Annotated in this window: 19 protein-coding genes and 1 pseudogene; 15 read left to right on the forward strand and 5 right to left on the reverse strand. The window is 55.3% G+C overall.

Going from position 1 to position 19,839, the window contains the following annotated elements; translation table 11 throughout:
• Positions 1–15 precede the first annotated feature (15 nt).
• From AC6I8R_RS21550 to AC6I8R_RS21590, 9 genes are all read left to right on the forward strand, one after another.
• Positions 16–1,173, forward strand: coding sequence for an amidohydrolase (locus AC6I8R_RS21550; protein WP_497832876.1), 1,158 nt, complete (start codon positions 16–18; stop codon positions 1,171–1,173).
• An 82-nt stretch (positions 1,174–1,255) separates the two neighbouring features.
• Positions 1,256–2,569, forward strand: coding sequence for an LLM class flavin-dependent oxidoreductase (locus tag AC6I8R_RS21555; protein WP_497832877.1), 1,314 nt, complete (start codon positions 1,256–1,258; stop codon positions 2,567–2,569).
• A 15-nt stretch (positions 2,570–2,584) separates the two neighbouring features.
• Positions 2,585–3,520: an ABC transporter substrate-binding protein gene (locus AC6I8R_RS21560; RefSeq protein WP_208725747.1), complete on the forward strand. Its 936-nt coding sequence runs from the start codon at positions 2,585–2,587 to the stop codon at positions 3,518–3,520.
• A 9-nt stretch (positions 3,521–3,529) separates the two neighbouring features.
• Entirely contained in the window at positions 3,530–4,039 is a 510-nt protein-coding gene (locus AC6I8R_RS21565) for a GNAT family N-acetyltransferase (RefSeq protein WP_415174601.1), read from the forward strand.
• On the forward strand, positions 4,036–4,950 hold the full coding sequence (locus tag AC6I8R_RS21570; RefSeq protein ID WP_497832878.1) for an amino acid ABC transporter permease: 915 nt from the start codon (positions 4,036–4,038) through the stop codon (positions 4,948–4,950). The genes AC6I8R_RS21565 and AC6I8R_RS21570 overlap by 4 nt, the downstream gene beginning before the upstream one ends.
• Positions 4,934–5,728: an amino acid ABC transporter ATP-binding protein gene (locus AC6I8R_RS21575; RefSeq protein ID WP_415174599.1), complete on the forward strand. Its 795-nt coding sequence runs from the start codon at positions 4,934–4,936 to the stop codon at positions 5,726–5,728. Before AC6I8R_RS21570 ends, AC6I8R_RS21575 begins: the two co-directional genes overlap by 17 nt.
• A gap of 202 nt (positions 5,729–5,930) precedes the next feature.
• Positions 5,931–6,491: a non-canonical purine NTP pyrophosphatase gene (locus AC6I8R_RS21580; RefSeq protein WP_497832879.1), complete on the forward strand. Its 561-nt coding sequence runs from the start codon at positions 5,931–5,933 to the stop codon at positions 6,489–6,491.
• Positions 6,488–7,282: an SIR2 family protein gene (locus tag AC6I8R_RS21585; RefSeq protein WP_013511679.1), complete on the forward strand. Its 795-nt coding sequence runs from the start codon at positions 6,488–6,490 to the stop codon at positions 7,280–7,282. Before AC6I8R_RS21580 ends, AC6I8R_RS21585 begins: the two co-directional genes overlap by 4 nt.
• Positions 7,283–7,355: 73 nt before the next feature.
• A complete protein-coding gene (locus tag AC6I8R_RS21590; protein ID WP_415174597.1) occupies positions 7,356–7,703 on the forward strand; it encodes a YebG family protein in 348 nt (115 codons plus the stop codon).
• A gap of 122 nt (positions 7,704–7,825) precedes the next feature.
• Here the strand turns inward: AC6I8R_RS21590 and AC6I8R_RS21595 are convergent.
• Positions 7,826–8,300: pseudogene (locus AC6I8R_RS21595) on the reverse strand (Fic family protein); the annotation flags it as partial.
• A gap of 408 nt (positions 8,301–8,708) precedes the next feature.
• Between AC6I8R_RS21595 and AC6I8R_RS21600 the strand changes: the two are divergent.
• The gene (locus tag AC6I8R_RS21600; RefSeq protein ID WP_497832880.1) at positions 8,709–10,664 is read left to right on the forward strand and encodes an acyltransferase family protein; all 1,956 of its coding nucleotides are present in this window, start codon (positions 8,709–8,711) and stop codon (positions 10,662–10,664) included.
• Positions 10,665–10,687: 23 nt separating this feature from the next.
• Here AC6I8R_RS21600 and AC6I8R_RS21605 read toward each other — a convergent pair whose 3' ends face one another.
• From AC6I8R_RS21605 to AC6I8R_RS21620, 4 genes are all read right to left on the reverse strand, one after another.
• A complete protein-coding gene (locus tag AC6I8R_RS21605) occupies positions 10,688–10,954 on the reverse strand; it encodes a hypothetical protein (RefSeq protein WP_415175520.1) in 267 nt (88 codons plus the stop codon).
• Positions 10,955–11,477: 523 nt separating this feature from the next.
• Positions 11,478–12,938: an MFS transporter gene (locus AC6I8R_RS21610; protein WP_415175519.1), complete on the reverse strand. Its 1,461-nt coding sequence runs from the start codon at positions 12,936–12,938 to the stop codon at positions 11,478–11,480.
• A gap of 80 nt (positions 12,939–13,018) precedes the next feature.
• Entirely contained in the window at positions 13,019–13,711 is a 693-nt protein-coding gene (locus AC6I8R_RS21615) for an RraA family protein (protein WP_497831090.1), read from the reverse strand.
• 3 nt (positions 13,712–13,714) lie between these two features.
• Positions 13,715–14,692: a hydroxyacid dehydrogenase gene (locus AC6I8R_RS21620; protein WP_497832881.1), complete on the reverse strand. Its 978-nt coding sequence runs from the start codon at positions 14,690–14,692 to the stop codon at positions 13,715–13,717.
• Between the two features lie 493 nt (positions 14,693–15,185).
• Between AC6I8R_RS21620 and AC6I8R_RS21625 the strand changes: the two genes are divergently transcribed.
• The 5 genes from AC6I8R_RS21625 to AC6I8R_RS21645 are packed head-to-tail and all read left to right on the forward strand — an operon-like array spanning position 15,186 to position 19,797.
• Positions 15,186–15,584 (forward strand): DoxX family protein, encoded by a 399-nt coding sequence (locus tag AC6I8R_RS21625; RefSeq protein ID WP_208726444.1) that lies wholly within the window; start codon positions 15,186–15,188, stop codon positions 15,582–15,584.
• 49 nt (positions 15,585–15,633) lie between these two features.
• Positions 15,634–16,110: a GlcG/HbpS family heme-binding protein gene (locus AC6I8R_RS21630; protein ID WP_208726446.1), complete on the forward strand. Its 477-nt coding sequence runs from the start codon at positions 15,634–15,636 to the stop codon at positions 16,108–16,110.
• 15 nt (positions 16,111–16,125) lie between these two features.
• Positions 16,126–16,782: a sugar dehydrogenase complex small subunit gene (locus AC6I8R_RS21635; RefSeq protein ID WP_208726448.1), complete on the forward strand. Its 657-nt coding sequence runs from the start codon at positions 16,126–16,128 to the stop codon at positions 16,780–16,782.
• Between the two features lie 24 nt (positions 16,783–16,806).
• Complete coding sequence (locus AC6I8R_RS21640; RefSeq protein WP_497832882.1) at positions 16,807–18,399, forward strand: GMC family oxidoreductase; 1,593 nt, start codon at positions 16,807–16,809, stop codon at positions 18,397–18,399.
• 3 nt (positions 18,400–18,402) lie between these two features.
• Positions 18,403–19,797: a c-type cytochrome gene (locus AC6I8R_RS21645; protein ID WP_497832883.1), complete on the forward strand. Its 1,395-nt coding sequence runs from the start codon at positions 18,403–18,405 to the stop codon at positions 19,795–19,797.
• The last annotated feature ends 42 nt before the right edge of the window (positions 19,798–19,839 follow it).

A 19,839-nucleotide genomic window follows, 5' to 3' on the forward strand; every position in this document is an offset into this window, starting at 1 on the left:
CCCCGGAGACATCCTATGACGCAATTTTCGCAACAACAGCTGATTGACTGGCGACGCGAGCTGCACAGCTGGCCGGAACTCTCCAGTCACGAAGTGGAAACCACCGCCCGTCTGCGCGGCTGGCTACAAGCCGCCGGGATACGGTTGCTGGATTATGCGCTGGAAACCGGTGTGGTGGCGGAGATCGGTCAGGGTGATACGGTGATTGCGCTACGCGCCGATATCGATGGTTTGCCGATTCATGAGGCCACTGGCCTGCCGTTTCGTTCGCGTCATACCGGTGTGATGCATGCCTGCGGTCATGATGTGCACAGCGCGGTGATGCTGGGTGCGGCGCTGCAACTGAAGGCTCAGGAGGCGCAGCTAACGGGGCGTATCCGTATCCTGTTTCAACCCGGTGAAGAGAACGCCACCGGCGCACGGCAATTCATCAAAGCCGGGGTGTTGCAGGATGTGCAGGCGATTTTTGGGATGCATAACGAGCCTGGCTTGCCCACCGGCACCTTCGCCACGCGCGCTGGCGCTTTTTATGCCAATGCCGATCGCTTTGTGATTCGCGTCAGCGGCACCGGGGCACATGCCGCACACCCGGAACAGGGAGTGGACAGTATCCTGGTCGCCAGCCAGATTATTCAGGCTCTGCAATCATTGACCAGCCGCAGCTTTAATACGCTCGATAGCCTGGTGCTGAGCGTTACCCGCATCGATGGCGGAAAAACCTGGAATGTGCTGCCGGGTGAGGTCGAATTTGGTGGAACAGCCCGTACCCACGACCGGCAAGTGCGGCAGCAGCTGGAACAACGGGTGCGCCGCCTGGTCGAGAACGTGGCGGCTGCCGCCGGAGCCAGCGCCAGCCTGAGCTGGCACGCCGGGCCACCGGTGCTGGAGAACGACGCGCATTGGGCTGCTTTCGCCAGTAATGTGGCGCAGCAGGCAGGCTATCGCGTGCAAAACGCCGATCTGCATCTCGGTGGTGAGGACTTTGCCTTTTATCTGCAACAGATCCCCGGCGCTTTTGTCAGCATCGGCAGCGCCAGCGATTTTGGCCTGCATCATGGTGGATTTAACCCGGATGAAGCGCTGATCGCCCCTGCTGCCAGTTATTTCACGCAACTGGCGCAGCAGGCGCTGCAACATCTCAATGCCCGATGTCGTGACGCCATTCTGAATTAACCCATTCTTCAACCCGATATTCACCTGTAGCGGCATCCTGCGCGATGCCGTCAGGCTTCGCTATGGCTAAAGAGGGACCATTATGACTGTAAGACAACTTCGACTGGGCACCATTCTGCATGGTGCATCCGGCAACATGTCTGCCTGGCGTCATCCGGCGGCGCTGGCCGATGCCAGCATCAATATTGATTATGCCAAACAGATTGCGCGCAAAGCGGAGCAGGGCAAGCTGGATTTCCTGTTTGTTGCCGACGGCCTGTTTATCAATGACAAGTCGATTCCGCATTTTCTTAACCGTTTTGAACCCCTGACGCTGCTGTCAGCCCTGGCGGGCGTCACCCAGCATCTCGGCCTGGTGGGCACCGTCTCCACCTCCTACAGCGAACCTTTTACCGTGGCGCGCCAGTTCGCCAGCCTTGACCATCTGAGCGGGGGACGTGCGGGTTGGAACGTGGTGACCTCGCCGCTGGAAGGATCGGCGAAAAACTTCTCGCGCCAGCAGCATCCTGAGCATGCATTGCGTTATCGCATCGCCGACGAATATTTACAGGTGGTGAAAGGGCTGTGGGATTCGTGGGAAGAGGATGCCTTTGTGCGCAATAAAGAGAGTGGGCAGTTCTTCGATGTCACCAAACTGCATACTCTCAACCATCACGGTGATTTCTTCCAGGTGCAGGGGCCACTGAATATCGCGCGCACGCCGCAGGGGCGTCCGATTATCTTTCAGGCCGGTGCCTCCGAAGATGGTAAAAAGCTGGCAGCACGACACGCTGACGCCATTTTCACCCATCAGCCGACGCGCGAAGAGGCCCAGGCATTCTACCGCGATGTGAAAAAGCAGCTGGTCGCCAATGGCCGCCAGCCCGAGGATCTGCATATCTTCCAGGGGGTTGGGGTGATTGTGGGTGATGATGCCGAGGATGTGGAGCGTCAGTATCAAGCCACCGCCGCGCTGGTGTCGATTAAGGATGCGCTGAATTACCTTGGTCGCTTCTTCGACCACCACGATTTCTCGCAATACCCGCTGGATGAACCCTTCCCCGATATCGGCGATATCGGTCAGAACAGCTTCCGTAGCACCACCGATGAAATCAAACGTAAAGCCCGCGAGAACGGCCACACGCTGCGTCAGGCGGCGCTGGAGGCGGCCACGCCGCGCCCGCTGTTCCACGGTACGCCAGAACAGGTGGCGGATGGCCTGCAACTGTGGTTCGAAAGTGCAGCAACTGACGGTTTCATTATTAACGGCGGTACGCCGGATAGCTTCGAACGTTTTGTTGATCGCGTCGTGCCGATTTTGCAGGCACGCGGTTTGTCACGCCTTGAATACCCTGGGACCACGCTGCGTGCCAGCTTCGGTCTGTCCGATCCGGTTAATCAGTTCACACAACAATAAAAGCGAGTTGATGCTATGCAGAAGAAGATCTCCCTCATCGCCCTGTTATTACTGACCAGCAGCGCTGCCGCCCTCGCCGAAGAGGTGGCGCTGAACGGCCAGCAGGTCAGCCTTGAAGCGAACAAAACCCCGATCAACACCAGCAAAAACAGTGCTGCCGTGGCACAGATCCCCGCCGGACACCATTTCGCCGCGCCCGGCACCTTTACCGTGGCGGTGGCGGCGCAGAACTCACCGCCACTGACGGTGTTCAGCGATGACAACAAAACCCTGTTGGGCAGCGAAGTGGATATTGCCCGGCTGGTGGCGGATAGCCTCGGGCTGAAGCTGAAGATCGTGCCAACCTCATGGGAGGACTGGCCGCTCGGCGTGGCTTCCGGTAAATACGATGCCGCCATCAGCAACATCACCGTGACCAAAGAACGTAAAGAACGCTTCGATTTCGCCACTTATCGCAAGGACTCGCTCGGTTTCTATGTCAAAACCAGCAGCCCGATAAAATCCCTCACCAAAGCGGAAGATATCGCCGGGCTGCGCATCATCGTCGGTTCCGGCACCAATCAGGAAGCGATTTTGCTGGCATGGGACAAAGCCAATCAGGCCAAAGGTCTGAAACCGTTCACGCCGATCTACACCAAAGATGACGCGGCACAAACCCTCGCGCTGCAATCGGGCCGGGCTGACGCTTACTTCGGCCCCAACGTGATTGGTGCCTGGAAAGCGGCCCTGACCGGACAGACGCGTTTAGTCGGCAGCGTCGACGGTGGTTGGCCGAAAGCGGCGCACATCGCGGTGACGGTGAAGAAAGGCAGCGGTCTGGCGGAACCGATCAGCACCGCGCTGAATGGCGTGATGCAGAACGGCGACTATCTCAAGGTACTTAATCGCTGGGGTGAGGGTGTCGAACATATCGACCGCTCGGAAGTGAATCCGGCGGGTCTGGGCGATTAAGGAGGCGGCATGAGCCAACAAGTTTTCCGTGAAGTGTCACCGGAAGCGCCCGAGTTACAGCCAATTCTCACCGGATTATTCGGCGAATATGAGGCGCGCTACGGTGATTTCTTCCGCAATAGCAAAGAAGTGGAACAGACCGAATGGTACTTAGCGCCGCATGGGTTGTTTATTGTGCTGGAACGGGACGGCGAGATCATTGCCATGGGGGCGTACAAACCCTATGACGTCCACACCGCTGAATTCAAACGGATCTGGACACGTAGCGACCTGCGCCGTCAGGGGCTGGCGCTGCTGATTTTGCAGGAACTGGAACGGCGCGCGCTGCGCGCCGGTTATCAACGTATTTTCCTCACCACCGGTTTCCGCCAGCCGGAAGCGGTGCATTTGTATATCGGCCACGGTTATCAGCCGCAGTTTGAACTGCGTGACGATATGGAGATCTACGGCCAGCCGCCACATGACGGGCGCTTGCGCTTCCTGAAAGTGATTGATGTGCACAGCAAGGAGCCTGCATGAAATCTGCACAACCTTTAACTGTGGTCCCGGCGCGCTATCCGGCGCGCACCTTCGGAGCGATTGTTGCGCTGTTTATCCTCGCCGGGGTGATTGAGTCGGTGGCGTTTAACCCGCGCTGGGAATGGGGCGTATTTGCCCGCTGGTTTTTCGATCCGGTGATCCTCAGCGGGCTGGGACAAACCCTGTTGCTGACGCTGTTTGGCACCGTGTTCAGCCTGATCTTCGGCGGCCTGCTGGCGCTGGCACGGCTGTCATCCTCGTGGTTGTTGAGCTGGCTGGCGTTTGGTTATATCTGGCTGTTTCGTTCGCTGCCGCTGATTGTGGTGCTGATCATTCTGTATAACTTCTCCTACTTATACGACACGCTCTCCTTCGGCATTCCCTTTACCGCGTTGTCGTGGGGGCATTTCCAGACCATCAACGTGCTGGGGCAGTTCCCGGCAGCGGTGATCGGCCTGACGCTGGTACAAAGCGCTTACAGCGCCGAAATCATTCGCGGTGGCTTTCTCGGTGTGGATCACGGGCAGTTTGAAGCTGCCTCGGCGCTGGGTTTGTCCTCTTCGCGTCGTACGTTCCGCATCATTCTGCCGCAGGCGCTGCGCGCCATCATCCCCACTGCATTTAATGAAATCATCAGCCTCGCCAAAGGCACGGCGATGGTTTATGTGCTGGCGATGCCTGAACTTTTTTACACCATCCAGATGATTTACAACCGCACGCAGCAGGTGATCCCGTTGCTGATGGTTGGGGCTGCCTGGTATCTGATTATCACCACCGTGTTGTCGTTATTGCAGCACAGCGTTGAACGCTGGCTGGCGCGCAGCGTCACCCGCGAACCGCAACCCTCGCGCTGGCGTCAATGGCGCAACCGCGCCACTACTGAGGATCTCTCCCATGTCCGAAGCCATTGATTACCGTAATCTCCATGCCACCGGTGCCATCAGCATCACCCATGTCAGCAAGTTTTTTGGCAAACATCAGGCGCTGGATGATGTGTCGCTGGAACTCGCTCCCGGTTCCGTCACCGTGATCCTCGGGCCGTCCGGTTCGGGAAAATCGACGCTGCTGCGCACCATTAATCATCTGGAGCGGGTGGATGAAGGGTTTATCCAGATTGATGGCGATTACATTGGTTATCAGCGTCGCGGCGATAAACTCTATGAATTAAAAGAGAAAGCCATTCTGCGTCAGCGTATTAACGTGGGCTACGTGTTTCAGAATTTCAATCTGTTTCCCCACCTGACGGTGCTGGAAAACCTGATTGAAGCGCCGATAGCGCATCGCCAGCTCACGCGCCGCGCAGCGATAGACCGTGCTGGCGAGCTGCTGGATATCGTTGGCCTGCGGCATAAGGCGGATGCCTGGCCGCGCCATCTTTCTGGTGGTCAACAGCAGCGTATCGCCATCGCCCGTGCGTTGATGCTTAATCCGCGCGTGATGTTGTTTGATGAACCCACCTCGGCGCTTGACCCGGAACTGGTGGGTGAGGTGCTGGATGTGATCAAGAAACTGGCGCGGTCCGGCACAACGCTGGTGATCGTCACCCATGAGATCGGTTTCGCCCGTGAAGTGGCGGATAACGTGGTGTTTATGGTGGATGGCCGGATTGTCGAGCAGGGCAGCAGCCAACAGGTGCTCAATCAGCCGCGTCATGAAAGGACGAAGCGCTTTCTGGCGAGGGTGCTGTAACGAATATTCATCATGTGCAGGAACTACCTGAAAAAACGCGATAAATCGCGCCGCTACTTATTGGTCAAACAGTTGCATTCAAAATAAACTGCACTATCCTCACAAACACGGCGGGACTAAAACCGCCGTCACAAAAAGCAGCTATCCTGCGTCATACAATCATAACTGCTGCAATCCACCCATTTAAAATCAACTGGTTGCAATGAAAATACGCTTCCTGTCGGCTAATGAGCATAAACTGGCTGAAGTACGCACCATCCTTGAGCCGGTCGGTGTCGAGGTGATCCCCATCGCGCGCCGTATCGAAGAGATCCAGACCGAAAATGAAGTCGAGTTGGTGCGCGATAAGCTCACTAAGGCGTTCTCGATTATCGGTCGCCCGCTGTTTGTTGAGCATACTGGCCTGTATCTCGACGGGTTAAACGGCTTACCGGCCGGACTGACCCGTATCTTCTGGAATCGCCTCGAGGCGGAACGTTTTACCAAGCTGGTGCAAGGGCTGGAGAGCCAGAGCGTGACCGCAAAAACCGTATTGGGTTATTGCGATGGACGCAAAATGTACCTGTTTGAAGGTGAAGTCCGTGGCACCATTGCTGCGCAGGCGGCGGGACCGCGCCAGTTTCAGTGGGATTGCGTGTTTATCCCGGAAGGACACAGCCAAACCTTTGCCGAGATGGGCGAGCTGAAAAACGAGATTTCCATGCGTCGCCTGGCGCTGGATCGCTTCGCCACATTTTTGAAAACGTCACGGGGATTGGCATGAAACCGGAACTGAAACGCGCCTACGATGCTGGCAAGCTGATTCTGTTTGCCGGGGCCGGGATTTCGCGTAACCTCGGCCTGCCGGAGTGGCATGAGCTGATTGCGCATCTCGCCAATGAACTGGGCTACGATCCGAAAATTTTCAATACTTACGGTACGCATCTGTCGCTGGCGGAATATTACAAGCAGCGTAAAGGGTCGCTCGGCCCGTTGCGTAGTTGGATGGACCGTGAATGGCATCGCCCGGATATTGATGTGCGCAGCTCAGAAATCCATACCATGATCACCCAGGGTAATTTTTCGCGCATCTACACGACCAATTACGATCGCTGGCTGGAGATGGCGCACGAGGCGCATGGCGTGCCCTACAGTAAGGTCGCAAATGCCGCCGATCTGGTGTCGCTCACTGAAGATAAGCGGCATATCATCAAATTACATGGTGATTTTGACGATGACACCTCGATTGTCCTTGATGAAAGCAGCTATTTTGAACGACTGTACTTCGATTCGCCGCTGGATATTAAGTTGACTCATGATGTGATGGGGAACTCGGTGTTGTTTGTGGGCTACAGCATCAGCGATTTCAACATCCGTCTGTTGTTCTATCGCCTGACCAAGATGTGGGGGCGTACTGGACTGGCATCGGCGCGACCGAAATCTTACCTGTTTACCAACCGCAATAATCCGGTGGCGAAAGAGGTACTGGGGCAGTGGGGGATTGAGATGATCGTCTCTGAAGAGGATGATCCGCGCAAAGCACTCGCGGATTTTTTGCAGGAATTGATCGCCTGACAGGCAAAAAACCATTGCCTGGCAACGATAATTCGGAATATACTGTATATAAATACAGTTAACGAGGTGCATCATGGCAGTCGAAACCAAATATGTTGTGGTCAGAAAGGGTGAAGAGAAAATGACGTTTGCCAATAAAAAAGACGCAGATGCCTGGGACAAAATGCTCGACATGGCAGATGCCTTTACTGACTGGTTGCTGCAAAACAATCCTGAAATGGATGAAGGCCAGGCCGAGGCGCTGGGCTTGCAACTGGCAGAGCAGAAAGACGCAGTGCAGCATATCCTGCGTACCAGCAAGCTGCCGGAGCCGGTAAACGCGGAAGAGACGGCGTCAGCCGAAACCGCCAAAGCCGATGAGGCCGAAGAGGCACCGGCGGATGCACCTGAAAAGAAACCCCGCGCGGTAAAAGCCGCCTGATTTAACACCACGCCGTCTTCAGGGACGGCGTGATTGTTTCCCCCGTAGCGGCGCGATTTATCGCGCGGTTTTTTCTTACATTGCATCAAATTGCGCGATAAATCGCGCCGCTACGTTTGGTATCAATCTGAATATTTGATCTGATACCGGGTGCTGCGACCGCCTCCTGACAACCTTTCCAGACCTAAATTCGGTGGCACGATGAACCAACCAAAAACGCGCTTTATTTTGCGTGCGCGTTACTGCATACAATGCCTGTTCAAGGCTGTCATTCAACACTTCCAGAAACCACACAAGCCAGGCTGTGACATCCATTCCTCCGCGCTGCGTCTCTTGCAGGATACGGTAATAGTCGGAGCGTCGCGCCAGAATTGATGCTGACATGGCATACAAACGAATACTTTGGCTATCCGACTGTGCCAGTGCCAAATCGGTTAATGCACGGGTAATGCGCCCATTCCCGTCATCAAAGGGATGTAAGGTGACAAACCACAGATGACATAACCCGGCGCGTAAGAGTGGATCGAGCAGCACATCTGTGCGGCTGTCATTAAACCAGGTAATAAATCGCTGTAGTTGCGCCTCTAAGCCAGCGCGCCGAAAGTTTTTTTAATCAGCTCGCTGGATGAGCCGATAAAATGACTTATTCGGCTCACTTAATGAGCCAATTAATAGAGTATTTTCGGCTCACTAGCCAGTTAACCCTGGCCTGGCTACTGGCTGGCATTTTGCGCAGCCATGCGGGGCGATAGGGTATCAGGCCCGCGATGGGGAACATTGCGACCTTTTCCGATTATCTCCTCACAACTCATGATGTGAAAAAAATCACCGCCGCGCCGTATAATCCATCGCCATCTGGTTTTGCTGATGAAATCTTTAGATAAAACTCAGGAATTCAGTTCCGGCAAAAATAAACCCACGGAAACAAAATGAAATAACTCTCTTGCTTCGCATCGGTGGCAAATTTACGATTTTAAAATACACAAATTGTATGGACGATTCCGTATGAATTTCCGTGCTGATATTAATGGCCTGCGTGCTTACGCCGTGATCCTGGTGCTGCTGTATCACGTTGGTGTCAGTGGTATCAGCGGGGGATTTCTTGGCGTGGATATCTTCTTTGTCATTTCCGGTTATTTGATGACAGGAATTATTCTTTCGCGTCTGCAACAGCAAAGGTTTTCGCTGTCAGGTTTTTATGCATCCCGTTGTCGCCGTATTATTCCTCCGCTGATGGCGATGTGCGCCATCCTGCTGATGGTGGGTTATTTCCTGATTCCGCCCGATGAATATAAAACCCTCTCCGGGCATATTGCCGCCAGCCTGAGCTTTATTTCTAACCTCGTTTATTTTAAAGAAGCCGGATATTTTGATGCCGGTTCGATGTATAAATGGCTGCTACATACCTGGTCGTTAAGCGTAGAGTGGCAGTTTTATCTGCTGCTACCGCTGGCGCTGATGTTTACCGCCCGTTATCTGCGGCGTCAGTTTGGCTGGGTGATGGCAATTGGTGCGTTGCTGTCATTTACCCTGGCGCTGGTGGTGACGCATTTGCATGACACCCTGGCGTACTTTATGTTGCCAACCCGCGCATGGGAGATGCTGGCGGGGGGGCTGGTATATCTGGCACCCAACAGTCGGCTGACCGGGCAACGTTGGGTGATATTGCCTGCGCTGTTGGGGTTAATTGCCAGCGCGATGTGGATTGATGCAGGAACCACATGGCCTGGCTTGATGACTCTCATCCCGGTAGTGCTGACCGCGTTAATTATTCACGTTACAGCGAACGATAGTCCGTTGCTCAATAACCGCGTGGTACAGCCGATTGGCAAAGCATCCTATTCCATTTATTTGTGGCATTGGCCGCTGTGGGTGTTCTGGCATCTGGCGGATTTGCCGGTTACACCGGTCAGCCAGGCCGTGTTAATCACCTTGTCGTTGGTGTTAGGGGGATTATCCTGGGCGCTGGTAGAGAATAAAGCGGGTTTACTGAGTGCAACAACACCAGTGGCTTTGGGGAATGCGGCGCTGGTGCTGCTGGCCGCCCTGTTAATCGTCGCACAACAGGGATTTCCAGCCCGCGCGCCGCAGAGCGTTAGCCAGATTAGTCAATACGCAAAACAACGTTTTACCGCTGCGCGCGGGTGTCTGGTGGTGAACAGCAAGCAGTCTCCGCAATGTACTTTCGGCGAGGGCAATGAAGTTAATCTGGTGGTATTGGGCGACAGCCATGCTAATGCGCTTTTATCTTCGGTAGTCGCCAGCGGTAATGCAGCCTCTGATGCGGTGGTATTTATCGCGCAGTCGGGTTGTCCGACGGTGCCTGATATTAACCGACCGGGACGACCTGATTGCGGGGATTTTGTTAAAAATGCCCTCACCACCATTGAAGAGAAATATCCCCAGGCCTCGGTGTTGATCATCAATCGCTTTTCACTGTATTTACATGGTGAAAATGGCAGCAGCGACGATATCCCACAATATACGTTCGCCAATGAAGTCAGTTCACTGACAAGTTTCCAGAAACATTTCACCCGAGCAGTGAAGAAACTGGCTACGCACCGCAAAGTATTCATCATGACGCCGGTACCGGAATTTGATTACGACGTTATTTACCGCATGACACGCGATGCGATGCGCGGAAAGCCTTTCGCTATCCAGTTACCGCGTGAGGAATATCTGGCGCGTAATCAGGATGCGTTGAGGATGTTGCATCAGGTGGTGGCGGAGATCCCCAATGTCACGTTACTCGATGCCACGCAGGCGCTGTGTGATAACCATTTCTGTTATGGCGCGCGCGGTGAGGTGCCGTTGTACCGTGATAGCAATCATCTGTCGGAGTTTGGCAACAAAATGCTCGGGGAGATTTTTGCCGGGATGTGGCGGAGAATTAATGGTGAGTCCGGAGTCACTGTTTCACCGCCGCAATATGCGGCGGCTGAGATTAGCAGGACATTTTAAAGATACGTGATGCTGATTGGATTTTAGCGATCCTTTGGTGTCCCTATCCAGTTATATAAAAAGTTCGCGATTAAAATCATTGTTTTTACAAGTGATGTTAATACAATTATCATCACTATAAATTTTGCGATCGCTGTCGGAGCAGCGAACCAGCTTGGAAATGCAACTCCAGCACCATTGAGAAGATAAGCACCAAAGAATATGGCTAATACGACTGAAATGCATTTAATAATTTTTCTCACCAGATCTCGATGATTTCCTTTTGTTTGCTCAGTGCTTATGCTTTTCATAAACTTCCTTATTCAGATGAGATAGCTTAATTAGCAGAGGAAGCATGATAACTGCATTTTTTATATTTTCAATTCCTATTATCTCTGGAGGGGGGAAGCTAATGAGATTATTCGTATTTTTAGAAGGTTAATATATTTATAATCATGGAATAATAAAAAAGATGTAAATTTCTTTAATCCTCTCCAAAAAAATCAAAGATGTATCGGCGCGATTTATTGCGCCGATACGGAGTGTGCGTTATCGCTGTCATCAATGCGTAAACAACGAAAAGGTGCCCGCGTAGTAATGCACCATCCACGCGACATAGACCAGCCATACCACTAACACGCCTGCCAAAGTCACTTTAGTTGTCATCTTCGTATCCTCTTGTTATGTGGGTGTGAAGACCCTGTGAGGAATAAGCTGACAGGAGACGCGGGGGAGGTTATTGCGCTGGATCAAAAAAGGGGATGCAAGTATCCCCTTGATGTTTTAATTGCGATCAAATCAGACAATTTGCGCAGCTTTTGCCACCACGCCGTGTCAGGTGTTGATCTCCTCCAGACGGCGATTGAGGGTTCGCGGGCCAAAAATGCCAATGGTAAACACCACGATTGCCATCGCAATCGAGATCACCATAAACACCGAACCCACCCCCATCTCATGCAGTACCCAGGCGATAGTAAAGCCAGACAACATGCCGCTGATCCGGCTGACTGAATAAACCATACCAATGGCTTTGGCACGAAAACGCGTCGGAAACAGCTCAGCCTGATAGGCGCGATAGGAGAAGGTCATGCAGGTACTGGCGAGCGACAGCAACAAGCCAAGGGTCACCAACATTACCGGCTGCGACTGCCATGAGAAAACGGTGCCAACCAGCGCAATCGCCAGCGCTGAACCGCTCACCAGCCATTTACGTTCGATGCGATCGGCGAAGGTCATTGCCAGCAGCGGCCCCAGTGGACTGGCGAAAGCAATCAGGAACGAGTACATCAGGCTGTGGGTAAAGGTTACGCCTTTCGCCGCCAGCAGCGTAGGGATCCAACTGGCAAACCCGTAGTAGCCAATCGACTGAAAGAAGTTAAACACCAGCAGCATGATGGTGCGGCGACGGTAAGGGGGACGCCACATCTCATTTTTAATGACCGGGACGTGCTCTACCGGTTTCAACTCTGCCATCTCTACTGGCGGCAGAACCGCGCCGGTGGATTTCGCCACGCGCGCTTCCAGACGTCGCACAATATCTTCCGCTTCCTTGTAGCGCCCCTGTTCGACCAGCCAGCGTGGGCTTTCCGGCAGGCCCATACGGATCAGCCAGACCACCACCGCGCCGATACAGCCAAACAACACCACCCAGCGCCAGCCGGTCAGGCCGAATGGCGCCAGCGGCACCAGTTGCCAGGATAAAAAGGCGATGGTGGGAATCGAGGTGTACTGAATCGCCTGGACAAAGGCGTAGGAGCGACCACGCAGACGGGCAGGAATAAACTCCGAAACGTAGGCATCGATAGTGACCAGCTCCGCACCGACACCAATCCCGGAGACAATGCGCCAGAACACGATGGCATAAGGATGATGCTGAAACGCCATAATGCCGCTGGCAATGGCGTACACCAGCAGCGCGATAATAAATACCTTACGTCGACCCATGCGATCGGCAAGGTTAGCAATCAACAGGGTACCGAGAAACACGCCGAGGAACATTGCGGCCACAAAGGCACCAAGACTGCTGGGATCGAAAAAGTTATGGCTGCCGTGGGTGAAGATCCCTTCACGCACCATACCTGGTCCGACATAAGCGGTGAGAAACACATCATAGACTTCAAACCAGCCACCCAGCGCCAGTGCGAAAATGATCAGCCATAACGGACGTGCGGCAGGTAACCGCTCCAGTCGCGCGGAGAGCTGCGCGCCAAAGGCTTTCCCTTCTTCTGGTGTGAAGTTATCACGCCAGGTGATCGGCGGCGGTAACGACTCGCTCAGTGAAATTTTCTTAAGCACGGTAGGGTACTCCCGTTTTTATAATGTTCGTGCAGGTGTAGCGGCGCGGTTTATCGCGCCGCGATCGGTCAATCAGGACGTTATAACGGGCAACCTTTGGCGCGTAAGATCGCGTTAAAGCGCTCAGGATCGTTGGTCCCTGTCATATTGCTGGCGCGGATCTTCTCTTCACGCTGCGCATGTTGTTGCACGCGCGGCAGCAGCACGCTCAGCTCGTCATGCGGGATGGCAATCACGCCATCGGCATCAGCCACGATCAAGTCGCCAGGTGATACCACCAGACCGGCGCAGTGCACCGTGGTGTTGACTTCACCCGGACCGTCTTTAGAGGGACCACGCAGGGTATTACCGCGCGCCCACACGGCCACGCCACCTTCGGCCCATTCGTTGAGGTCGCGCACCGCACCGTCAATGACAAAACCGGCGATTTTCTTCGCCACCGCTGAGGTGCGCATCAGGCCGCCAATCAGTGCCTGAGTAAGATCGCCGGATCCATCCACCACAATCACATCACCGGGCTGAGCCAGCTCGATCGCTTTGTGGATCATCAGGTTATCGCCCGGACGTACCTTCACCGTCAAGGCCGGGCCACACAGCACCAGTTGCGGATCGTTGTGATAGGCCGTCAGGCCCAGCGCGCCGACGCTACGGCCCATCGAGTCGCCAATATTGGGGACCGGCAGTTGGCGGAATGCCGCCAGTGTCGCGTCATCAATCTGTGGGCCGCGTTCGCCAATAAAATAGCCAATCGGCCAGTCACTTCGCATCGTCATAAGTTAACTCCGGTTAAGCACCTGCGGATTCACGCAGGCGGGAAGGTAAATGTGTTGATTATCGAGCCAGGCCAGGCACTGGCGTGCTGCGCTTTGCGCCACCGCGTCCAGCGCTTGTGGGGTCGATCCGCCGATGTGTGGGGTGATAATCAGATTCGGGAGGGTACGGAACGGGTGATCGGCAGCCAGTGGCTCCTCCGCTACGGTATCCAGTGCGGCGGCCCGCAGTTGTCCGTTTTGTAGTGCGCTTGCCAACGCCGCTTCATCCACCAACTCACCGCGTGCGGTGTTGATCAGGATTGCGCCTGGTGGCAACAGGGCGAGCGAATGTGCATTGATCATCTGGCGGGTTTTCGGTGTCACCGGGCAGTGCAGGCTCAGTACATCCGCCAGCGGCAGCAGTTGATCCAGCGATGTACAACGCTGCGCGTCTGCTACATCCGCGTCGGCGGCAAGGGCCGGGTCGAAAAAGGCCACATTCATCCCCACGGCGCGCGCCACACGGGCGACTCGACGACCAATTTCACCAAAGCCCACCAGGCCGAGGGTTTTGCCCTGCAACTCTTCACCATCACCGCTGCGCGTCCAGCGTCCGGCGGCCACCTCCTGCTGGAAAAATGGCAGGCGGCGCGCGCAGTTGAGCATCAACGCCAGCGTCAGTTCAGCCACGGATTGCGCATTGGTAGCTGGCGTGGTGAGTACCGGAATGCCGTGCTGCGTAGCGGCATCGACATCGATATTGGTGACACCAACACCATGTTTGCAGATGATTTTCAGCGTCGGACAGGCGGCTATCGCTTTGGCGCTCAGCTCAACGGTACGCGAAATCACCGCGTCATAGGGCACGCTGCTCATGCGGCGTTCAACTTCCGCCGCATCGTTGGCGTTATCCAGGTAATCCACGGTGCATTTTGCGTCAGCGAGTAACGTACGGCCTCCCTGGCCGAGGCTCGTGGTGGTCACGAGAAAGCGGTAAGTCATGATGGTTCTCCGATAGGGTTTAGCGTCATCCTGGCATCGGAAACCGATAAAAAATATTCTGTGTTAGTTATCAATTCATTCCTGACAGGAATTTATGCCACTTTTTCTGCTCCTGGCTTTGGGTAAAAACCCGGCAAACGCGTCGCCATACTGCATTAACAACTTGTTTACTTTTTGGTGACACCGGCAGAGGCACAGTGGATAACCATTTTTGCTGGATGATCGCGCGGCAACGCTTCTGATGACGCTGTTACGTAACCACGCACCCTCAACCTTAACCCTGAGTTCATAGTGTGATCGGCTTCAAACTATGCCCTCAAGCATCTGTAACAAAAGAAACAATTTCTTACTTCCCCGTGGGCAAAATTGTGCCACCCGCGCGCTCGCGCAAAAAAGCAGCAGCTTTTTCAGCCGCACAAATTGGTAAAAGTTAGTAAAGATTTAAAATGTACTGTCTGGTTCGTTAACAACTACATATCAGAATGGTTACATCATGAATCAGTCCAAAGATTTCGTTTCTGTCCTCGTCCGGGTGATGGCCGTGGGTCTGTTTTTTACCTCCGGTCTGGACAAGATTTCGCACTACAGTGACAACCTGCAACTGATGGCCGACAACCATGTGCCGGGTTTCTTCCTGCCGTTGGTGATCCTGCTGGAAGTGGGCGGTGGCGCGGCGATCGCCCTTGGTTTCCTCACCCGTTTCACCGCGATTTTTATGGCGGTTTTCTCGGTGGTTGCCGGTTTTCTGTTCTATCAAGGCTACAGCCATGCGCATCTGATGGTGTGGCTGAAAAACATCTCCTGTGCGGCTGCGTTCTTGCTGCTGTGTCTGCACGGGGGCGGCAAATGGAGCCTCGATCATCTGATTCAACGCCGTCTCGCACGTCGCTGAGCACGCTTAATAGTTAATCCCCTCTAACCCATTAATTCAGGACTACACCATGAAACTGATTCCAGGCGCACTGCTGTGTACCGGGTTGTTCTGTGCCGCTGCGCAGGCTGCCCAACCGGTTAACCAGGTATCCGTACTTACCCACCAGCAGGCTCAGGCGCTGGTGAACAAAGCCGAACAAATCATCCGCAGCCACCAGATTGGCGGCGTGGTGGCGGTGGTTGATCCCTTTGGCCAGTTGATCAGCTTTGACCGTCTTGATGGCGCAACCCTGGCAAATAGCGAACTGGCACCGAAGAAGGCCCATTCCGCTGCCGCATTTGGTGTGCCTACCGCCAGTTTCCAGCAGAAGATCGCCGCCGGAAATATCGGAATGCTGGGTAACCCGGCGGTGGTGCCGTTGCCTGGCGGTGAGCCGGTCAAACTGAATGGCGTGGTGGTTGGCGCGATTGGCGTCAGTACCCCGGATGGTAACGTTGATGCTGAAGCGGCCAAAGGGGCGTTGTCGGCCCTGAGTGCGGGCTAGCGCGAGAAACTGACGATGGAAAGACGACACTTTTTAAAACTGATGATGGCGACGCCGGTGATTGTTGCCATCCCCATGCAGCCACTGCTGGCCGCTCCGACAGACAGCAGCGCGGCGCTGCTGCTGCGCGCCAGTGAACTGCTGACCGGACGTCGCGGCCTGGATATCGGGATTACCGAACGCTTGTGGACGCTGTTGTGCCAACAGGACAGCACGTTTCCCGCGCAGCTCGCCAGCCTGATGGCGCGTCTGAATGCGCTGCACAGCGAAGACCGTGAGCAGATCGTCGCCCAATTAAGCGATGACGAAGTGAAAACCGCGCTGATGATAATTTCGCCGTGGTATCTCGGCTACACCGGCCATCCTTCCACCACCAAAGCGGTGGATGACGCGCACTTTGTGACCTTCCTGTCGGCGTTAATGTATGAACCGACGAAGGATCACACTATTCGTCCTACTTATGCGCGCGCCGGAGGAGATTACTGGGCTGAAGTCCCGCCCGGCGTTACCGCACCGACCATGCCTGCGGAAATTCGTGCCTGGGGCGATCGCTCGCCGCTGGCCGCCAGCACCATCAAAGAACCGGAAGCCCCCTGGCTGCTGATGATTCAGGGCAAAGCCAAGACCCTCGTGGAAGCCGAGGCGTTACTGGCGCAGCACAACAACACATAACAAGAACGTGAGCAGGAAGACAAAATGAGCGAATTTGATGCTGATGTGGTGATCATCGGCTCGGGCGCCCTCGGCGCCAATGCCGCTTACCAACTGGCGAAAGCTGGTAAGTCGGTGATTATGCTGGAAGCTGGACCCTATATCCCGCGCTGGAAAGTGGTGGAGAATTACCGCAACGGCGCCAGCAAGCGGAACTGGTGCGCACCGTATCCCAATCTGCCGTGGGCGCCCAACTCCTACACCGAAGGCTATATCGATGCCAAAGGGGATGATGATTTCGAGTATGTCACCAGCTACCTGCGCGTCGCCGGAGGCAGTACCCGCCACTGGGCCTCTGCCTGCTGGCGTTTGTTACCCAATGATTTCAAACTAAAAAGCGTTTACGGCGTGGGTCGTGACTGGCCGTTTGAATACAGCGAGCTGGAACCCTGGTACCTGCAAGCCGAACGTGAAATTGGTGTGGTCGGTACCGGCGAAGAGGATCAGAGCGGCCAGGGACGCGGTCACTATCCACCACGTTCAGCGGCGTATCCGCTGCCGCCCGAGGCAAAACCGTATATGGTGCAGCGCATGCAGGCCAAACTGGGGCCGATGGGCTACCAGGTGGTGCATGAACCGCACGCCCGTGTCTCTCGTCCCTATGATGGTCGTCCGGCTTGCGCCGGTAATAACAACTGCGAACCAATCTGCCCGATTGGTGCCATGTATTCCGGCGATATGCATGTGGACAAAGCGGTGGCGCTGGGGGTCAAACTGATCACCGAAGCGGTGGCCTGGAAGCTGGAGAAGGGCGCAGGCAATAAAATTGTCGCATTGACCTGGCGTAAGCCGGATGGCAAGGACAGCCGGTTGACCGCCAAAGTGTTTATCGTTGCCGCCCACGGGCTGGAAACACCGAAGCTGCTGTTGATGAACGACGTCGCCAACAGTTCGGATCAGGTGGGCCGCAACCTGATGGATCACACCGGGTTGAGTCTGACCTTCCTCGCCGATGAACCACTGTGGACCGGTCGTGGTTCGGTGCAGCACGGCACTATCGCCAATCGTCGCGATGAAGCGAGTCGCGCGCAGCATTCTGCCATTCGTTACTCACTGCGTAATCTGGTGCCCAACGTCGATGTCACGGTGCCGTTGTTGAAGCAGGGCATGATGGGCCAGGCATTGGATGACGCAATCCGCGATCGCGCTTCACGCATAATGAACATCAGCACCATGAGTGAAACGCTACCCAGCCCGACCAACCGTGTGGTGCCGAATTACGATCGCAAAGATTCGATTGGCCTGCCAATGCTGAAGGTCAATTATCACCTCGACAGTTATGTGCGTGGCATGCGACCGCAGGCATACAAGGATTTTGCCAACTTTTTGCAGGCGTTTAACGGTGAAGTGATTGAAGCGCCGACCGGCTGGCGTAACCAGTACCACATTATGGGCACCACCATTATGGGCGATAACCGCAAGGACTCGGTGGTTGACGCCGATTGTCGTAGCTGGGATCACCCCAACTTGTTCCTCGCCACCACCGGCGTGATGCCGACGTCGGCGACCGTTAACCCGACGCTGACCGGCATCGCACTGGCGATCCGCATGGCGGCGACCATTGCCAGGGAGGTGTGAACGATGCGCTTACATCAGTTGTTCAGCCTCACCAGCCTGCTGCTGGTCAGCAGCCTGAGTCTGGCGCAGGACGCCTCACCGGATCTGGTCAAACGCGGCGAATATCTGGCGATTGCCGGAGACTGCTCCGCCTGCCATCGCAATCCGGAGAGCGGTAAACCTTTTTCTGGTGGTTACGCCATACAGTCGCCGATGGGGATGATTTACGGCTCGAACATCACGCCATCGAAAAGCGCCGGGATTGGTGGTTATAGCCTGGCGGATTTCACCGCAGTGATGCGTGAAGGGAAAGCGCCGGGTAATCATTATCTTTATCCGGCGATGCCGTACACCGCGTTTGCTGGCATGTCAGATGATGACATCCATGCGCTTTACTCGTACCTGATGTTGGGCGTGCCCGCGGATGACCATCCGGCACCGGAAACCCATCTGCCATTCCCGTTCTCTTTCCGTCCGGTTATGGCGATGTGGAACCTGATGTTCCTCGATAAAAGCGCGGTGCCGGGGAGTACGGCCGCACCAGGTAGCGCCGAACGCGGCGAGTATCTGGTACGGACTCTGGCGCACTGTTCCACCTGCCATACGCCGCGCAACAGCATGATGGCGGAGCAGGGCGATCGTTTCCTGTCCGGTGGGAAGGTGGGTAGCTGGAGTGCGCCGAATATCACGCCAGATGCACAGGCCGGGATTGGTGACTGGAGCGAAGCGGAAATTGAAACCTACCTGCGTACCGGCGCGCTGCATGGCAAAGCGATTGCCGCGGGCGAGATGGGGACGGCGGTGCAGAATTCATTCTCAAAACTCGATGACAGCGATCTCCAGGCCATTGCCCGCTACCTGAAACAGGTGCCCGCGATTGGCGGAAGCGATCGCAAAGCCCCTGCTGTGGCGCCCGCCAGCACGCCGCTGTCGGCAATCGAAACCGGGATGAAAGACGACATCAACGATTACGTTTCGGCGGATGCCATGAGCGGTGCGCAGTTGTATAACGGTGCCTGCGCCACCTGCCACGCCAGTGATGGTCGCGGTACGCATGATGCTCAGCGTTTTTACCCGTCGCTGGTGGGTTCCTCTGCGGTGCTTTCCAGTGATCCGGCCAACCTGATCATGACTATCGCCGAAGGGGTGGACCGTCAAACCCCGGCAGGTCACGCCTTTATGCCGGAGTTCCGCACCCAGTTCAGTCAGGCACAACTGGCGAAGGTGGCGAATTATGTCTCCACCAACTTTGGTAATCCGCAACACACTATTTCCACCGATGACGTGCGGCAAACGTTGCACGGGGAAAGCGGCAGCTGGCTGATTCGCTATGCGCAACCTCTAACTATTGCTGGCGCTGTTATCGTGCTGGTGGTACTGCTGTGGTTGGTTTATATCCTGCGTCGTCGACGCGGTTAACTTCCGGGAGCCGCGATCTGGCTCCCTTATTATGGAGTGATT

Source organism: Pantoea sp. X-Soil-OKNW-713 (genome assembly GCF_059730685.1).

What these genes read in the sequence shown, in the direction of transcription:
- AC6I8R_RS21645 (WP_497832883.1), top strand. Translation starts at nt 18,403, where the DNA reads ATGCGCTTACATCAGTTGTTCAGCCTCACCAGCCTGCTGCTGGTCAGC.
- AC6I8R_RS21635 (WP_208726448.1), top strand. Translation starts at nt 16,126, where the DNA reads ATGGAAAGACGACACTTTTTAAAACTGATGATGGCGACGCCGGTGATT.
- AC6I8R_RS21555 (WP_497832877.1), top strand. Translation starts at nt 1,256, where the DNA reads ATGACTGTAAGACAACTTCGACTGGGCACCATTCTGCATGGTGCATCC.
- AC6I8R_RS21580 (WP_497832879.1), top strand. Translation starts at nt 5,931, where the DNA reads ATGAAAATACGCTTCCTGTCGGCTAATGAGCATAAACTGGCTGAAGTA.
- AC6I8R_RS21565 (WP_415174601.1), top strand. Translation starts at nt 3,530, where the DNA reads ATGAGCCAACAAGTTTTCCGTGAAGTGTCACCGGAAGCGCCCGAGTTA.
- AC6I8R_RS21605 (WP_415175520.1), bottom strand. Translation starts at nt 10,954, where the DNA reads ATGAAAAGCATAAGCACTGAGCAAACAAAAGGAAATCATCGAGATCTG.
- AC6I8R_RS21575 (WP_415174599.1), top strand. Translation starts at nt 4,934, where the DNA reads ATGTCCGAAGCCATTGATTACCGTAATCTCCATGCCACCGGTGCCATC.
- AC6I8R_RS21560 (WP_208725747.1), top strand. Translation starts at nt 2,585, where the DNA reads ATGCAGAAGAAGATCTCCCTCATCGCCCTGTTATTACTGACCAGCAGC.
- AC6I8R_RS21625 (WP_208726444.1), top strand. Translation starts at nt 15,186, where the DNA reads ATGAATCAGTCCAAAGATTTCGTTTCTGTCCTCGTCCGGGTGATGGCC.
- AC6I8R_RS21550 (WP_497832876.1), top strand. Translation starts at nt 16, where the DNA reads ATGACGCAATTTTCGCAACAACAGCTGATTGACTGGCGACGCGAGCTG.
- AC6I8R_RS21615 (WP_497831090.1), bottom strand. Translation starts at nt 13,711, where the DNA reads ATGACGATGCGAAGTGACTGGCCGATTGGCTATTTTATTGGCGAACGC.
- AC6I8R_RS21585 (WP_013511679.1), top strand. Translation starts at nt 6,488, where the DNA reads ATGAAACCGGAACTGAAACGCGCCTACGATGCTGGCAAGCTGATTCTG.
- AC6I8R_RS21630 (WP_208726446.1), top strand. Translation starts at nt 15,634, where the DNA reads ATGAAACTGATTCCAGGCGCACTGCTGTGTACCGGGTTGTTCTGTGCC.
- AC6I8R_RS21620 (WP_497832881.1), bottom strand. Translation starts at nt 14,692, where the DNA reads ATGACTTACCGCTTTCTCGTGACCACCACGAGCCTCGGCCAGGGAGGC.
- AC6I8R_RS21590 (WP_415174597.1), top strand. Translation starts at nt 7,356, where the DNA reads ATGGCAGTCGAAACCAAATATGTTGTGGTCAGAAAGGGTGAAGAGAAA.
- AC6I8R_RS21640 (WP_497832882.1), top strand. Translation starts at nt 16,807, where the DNA reads ATGAGCGAATTTGATGCTGATGTGGTGATCATCGGCTCGGGCGCCCTC.
- AC6I8R_RS21570 (WP_497832878.1), top strand. Translation starts at nt 4,036, where the DNA reads ATGAAATCTGCACAACCTTTAACTGTGGTCCCGGCGCGCTATCCGGCG.
- AC6I8R_RS21600 (WP_497832880.1), top strand. Translation starts at nt 8,709, where the DNA reads ATGAATTTCCGTGCTGATATTAATGGCCTGCGTGCTTACGCCGTGATC.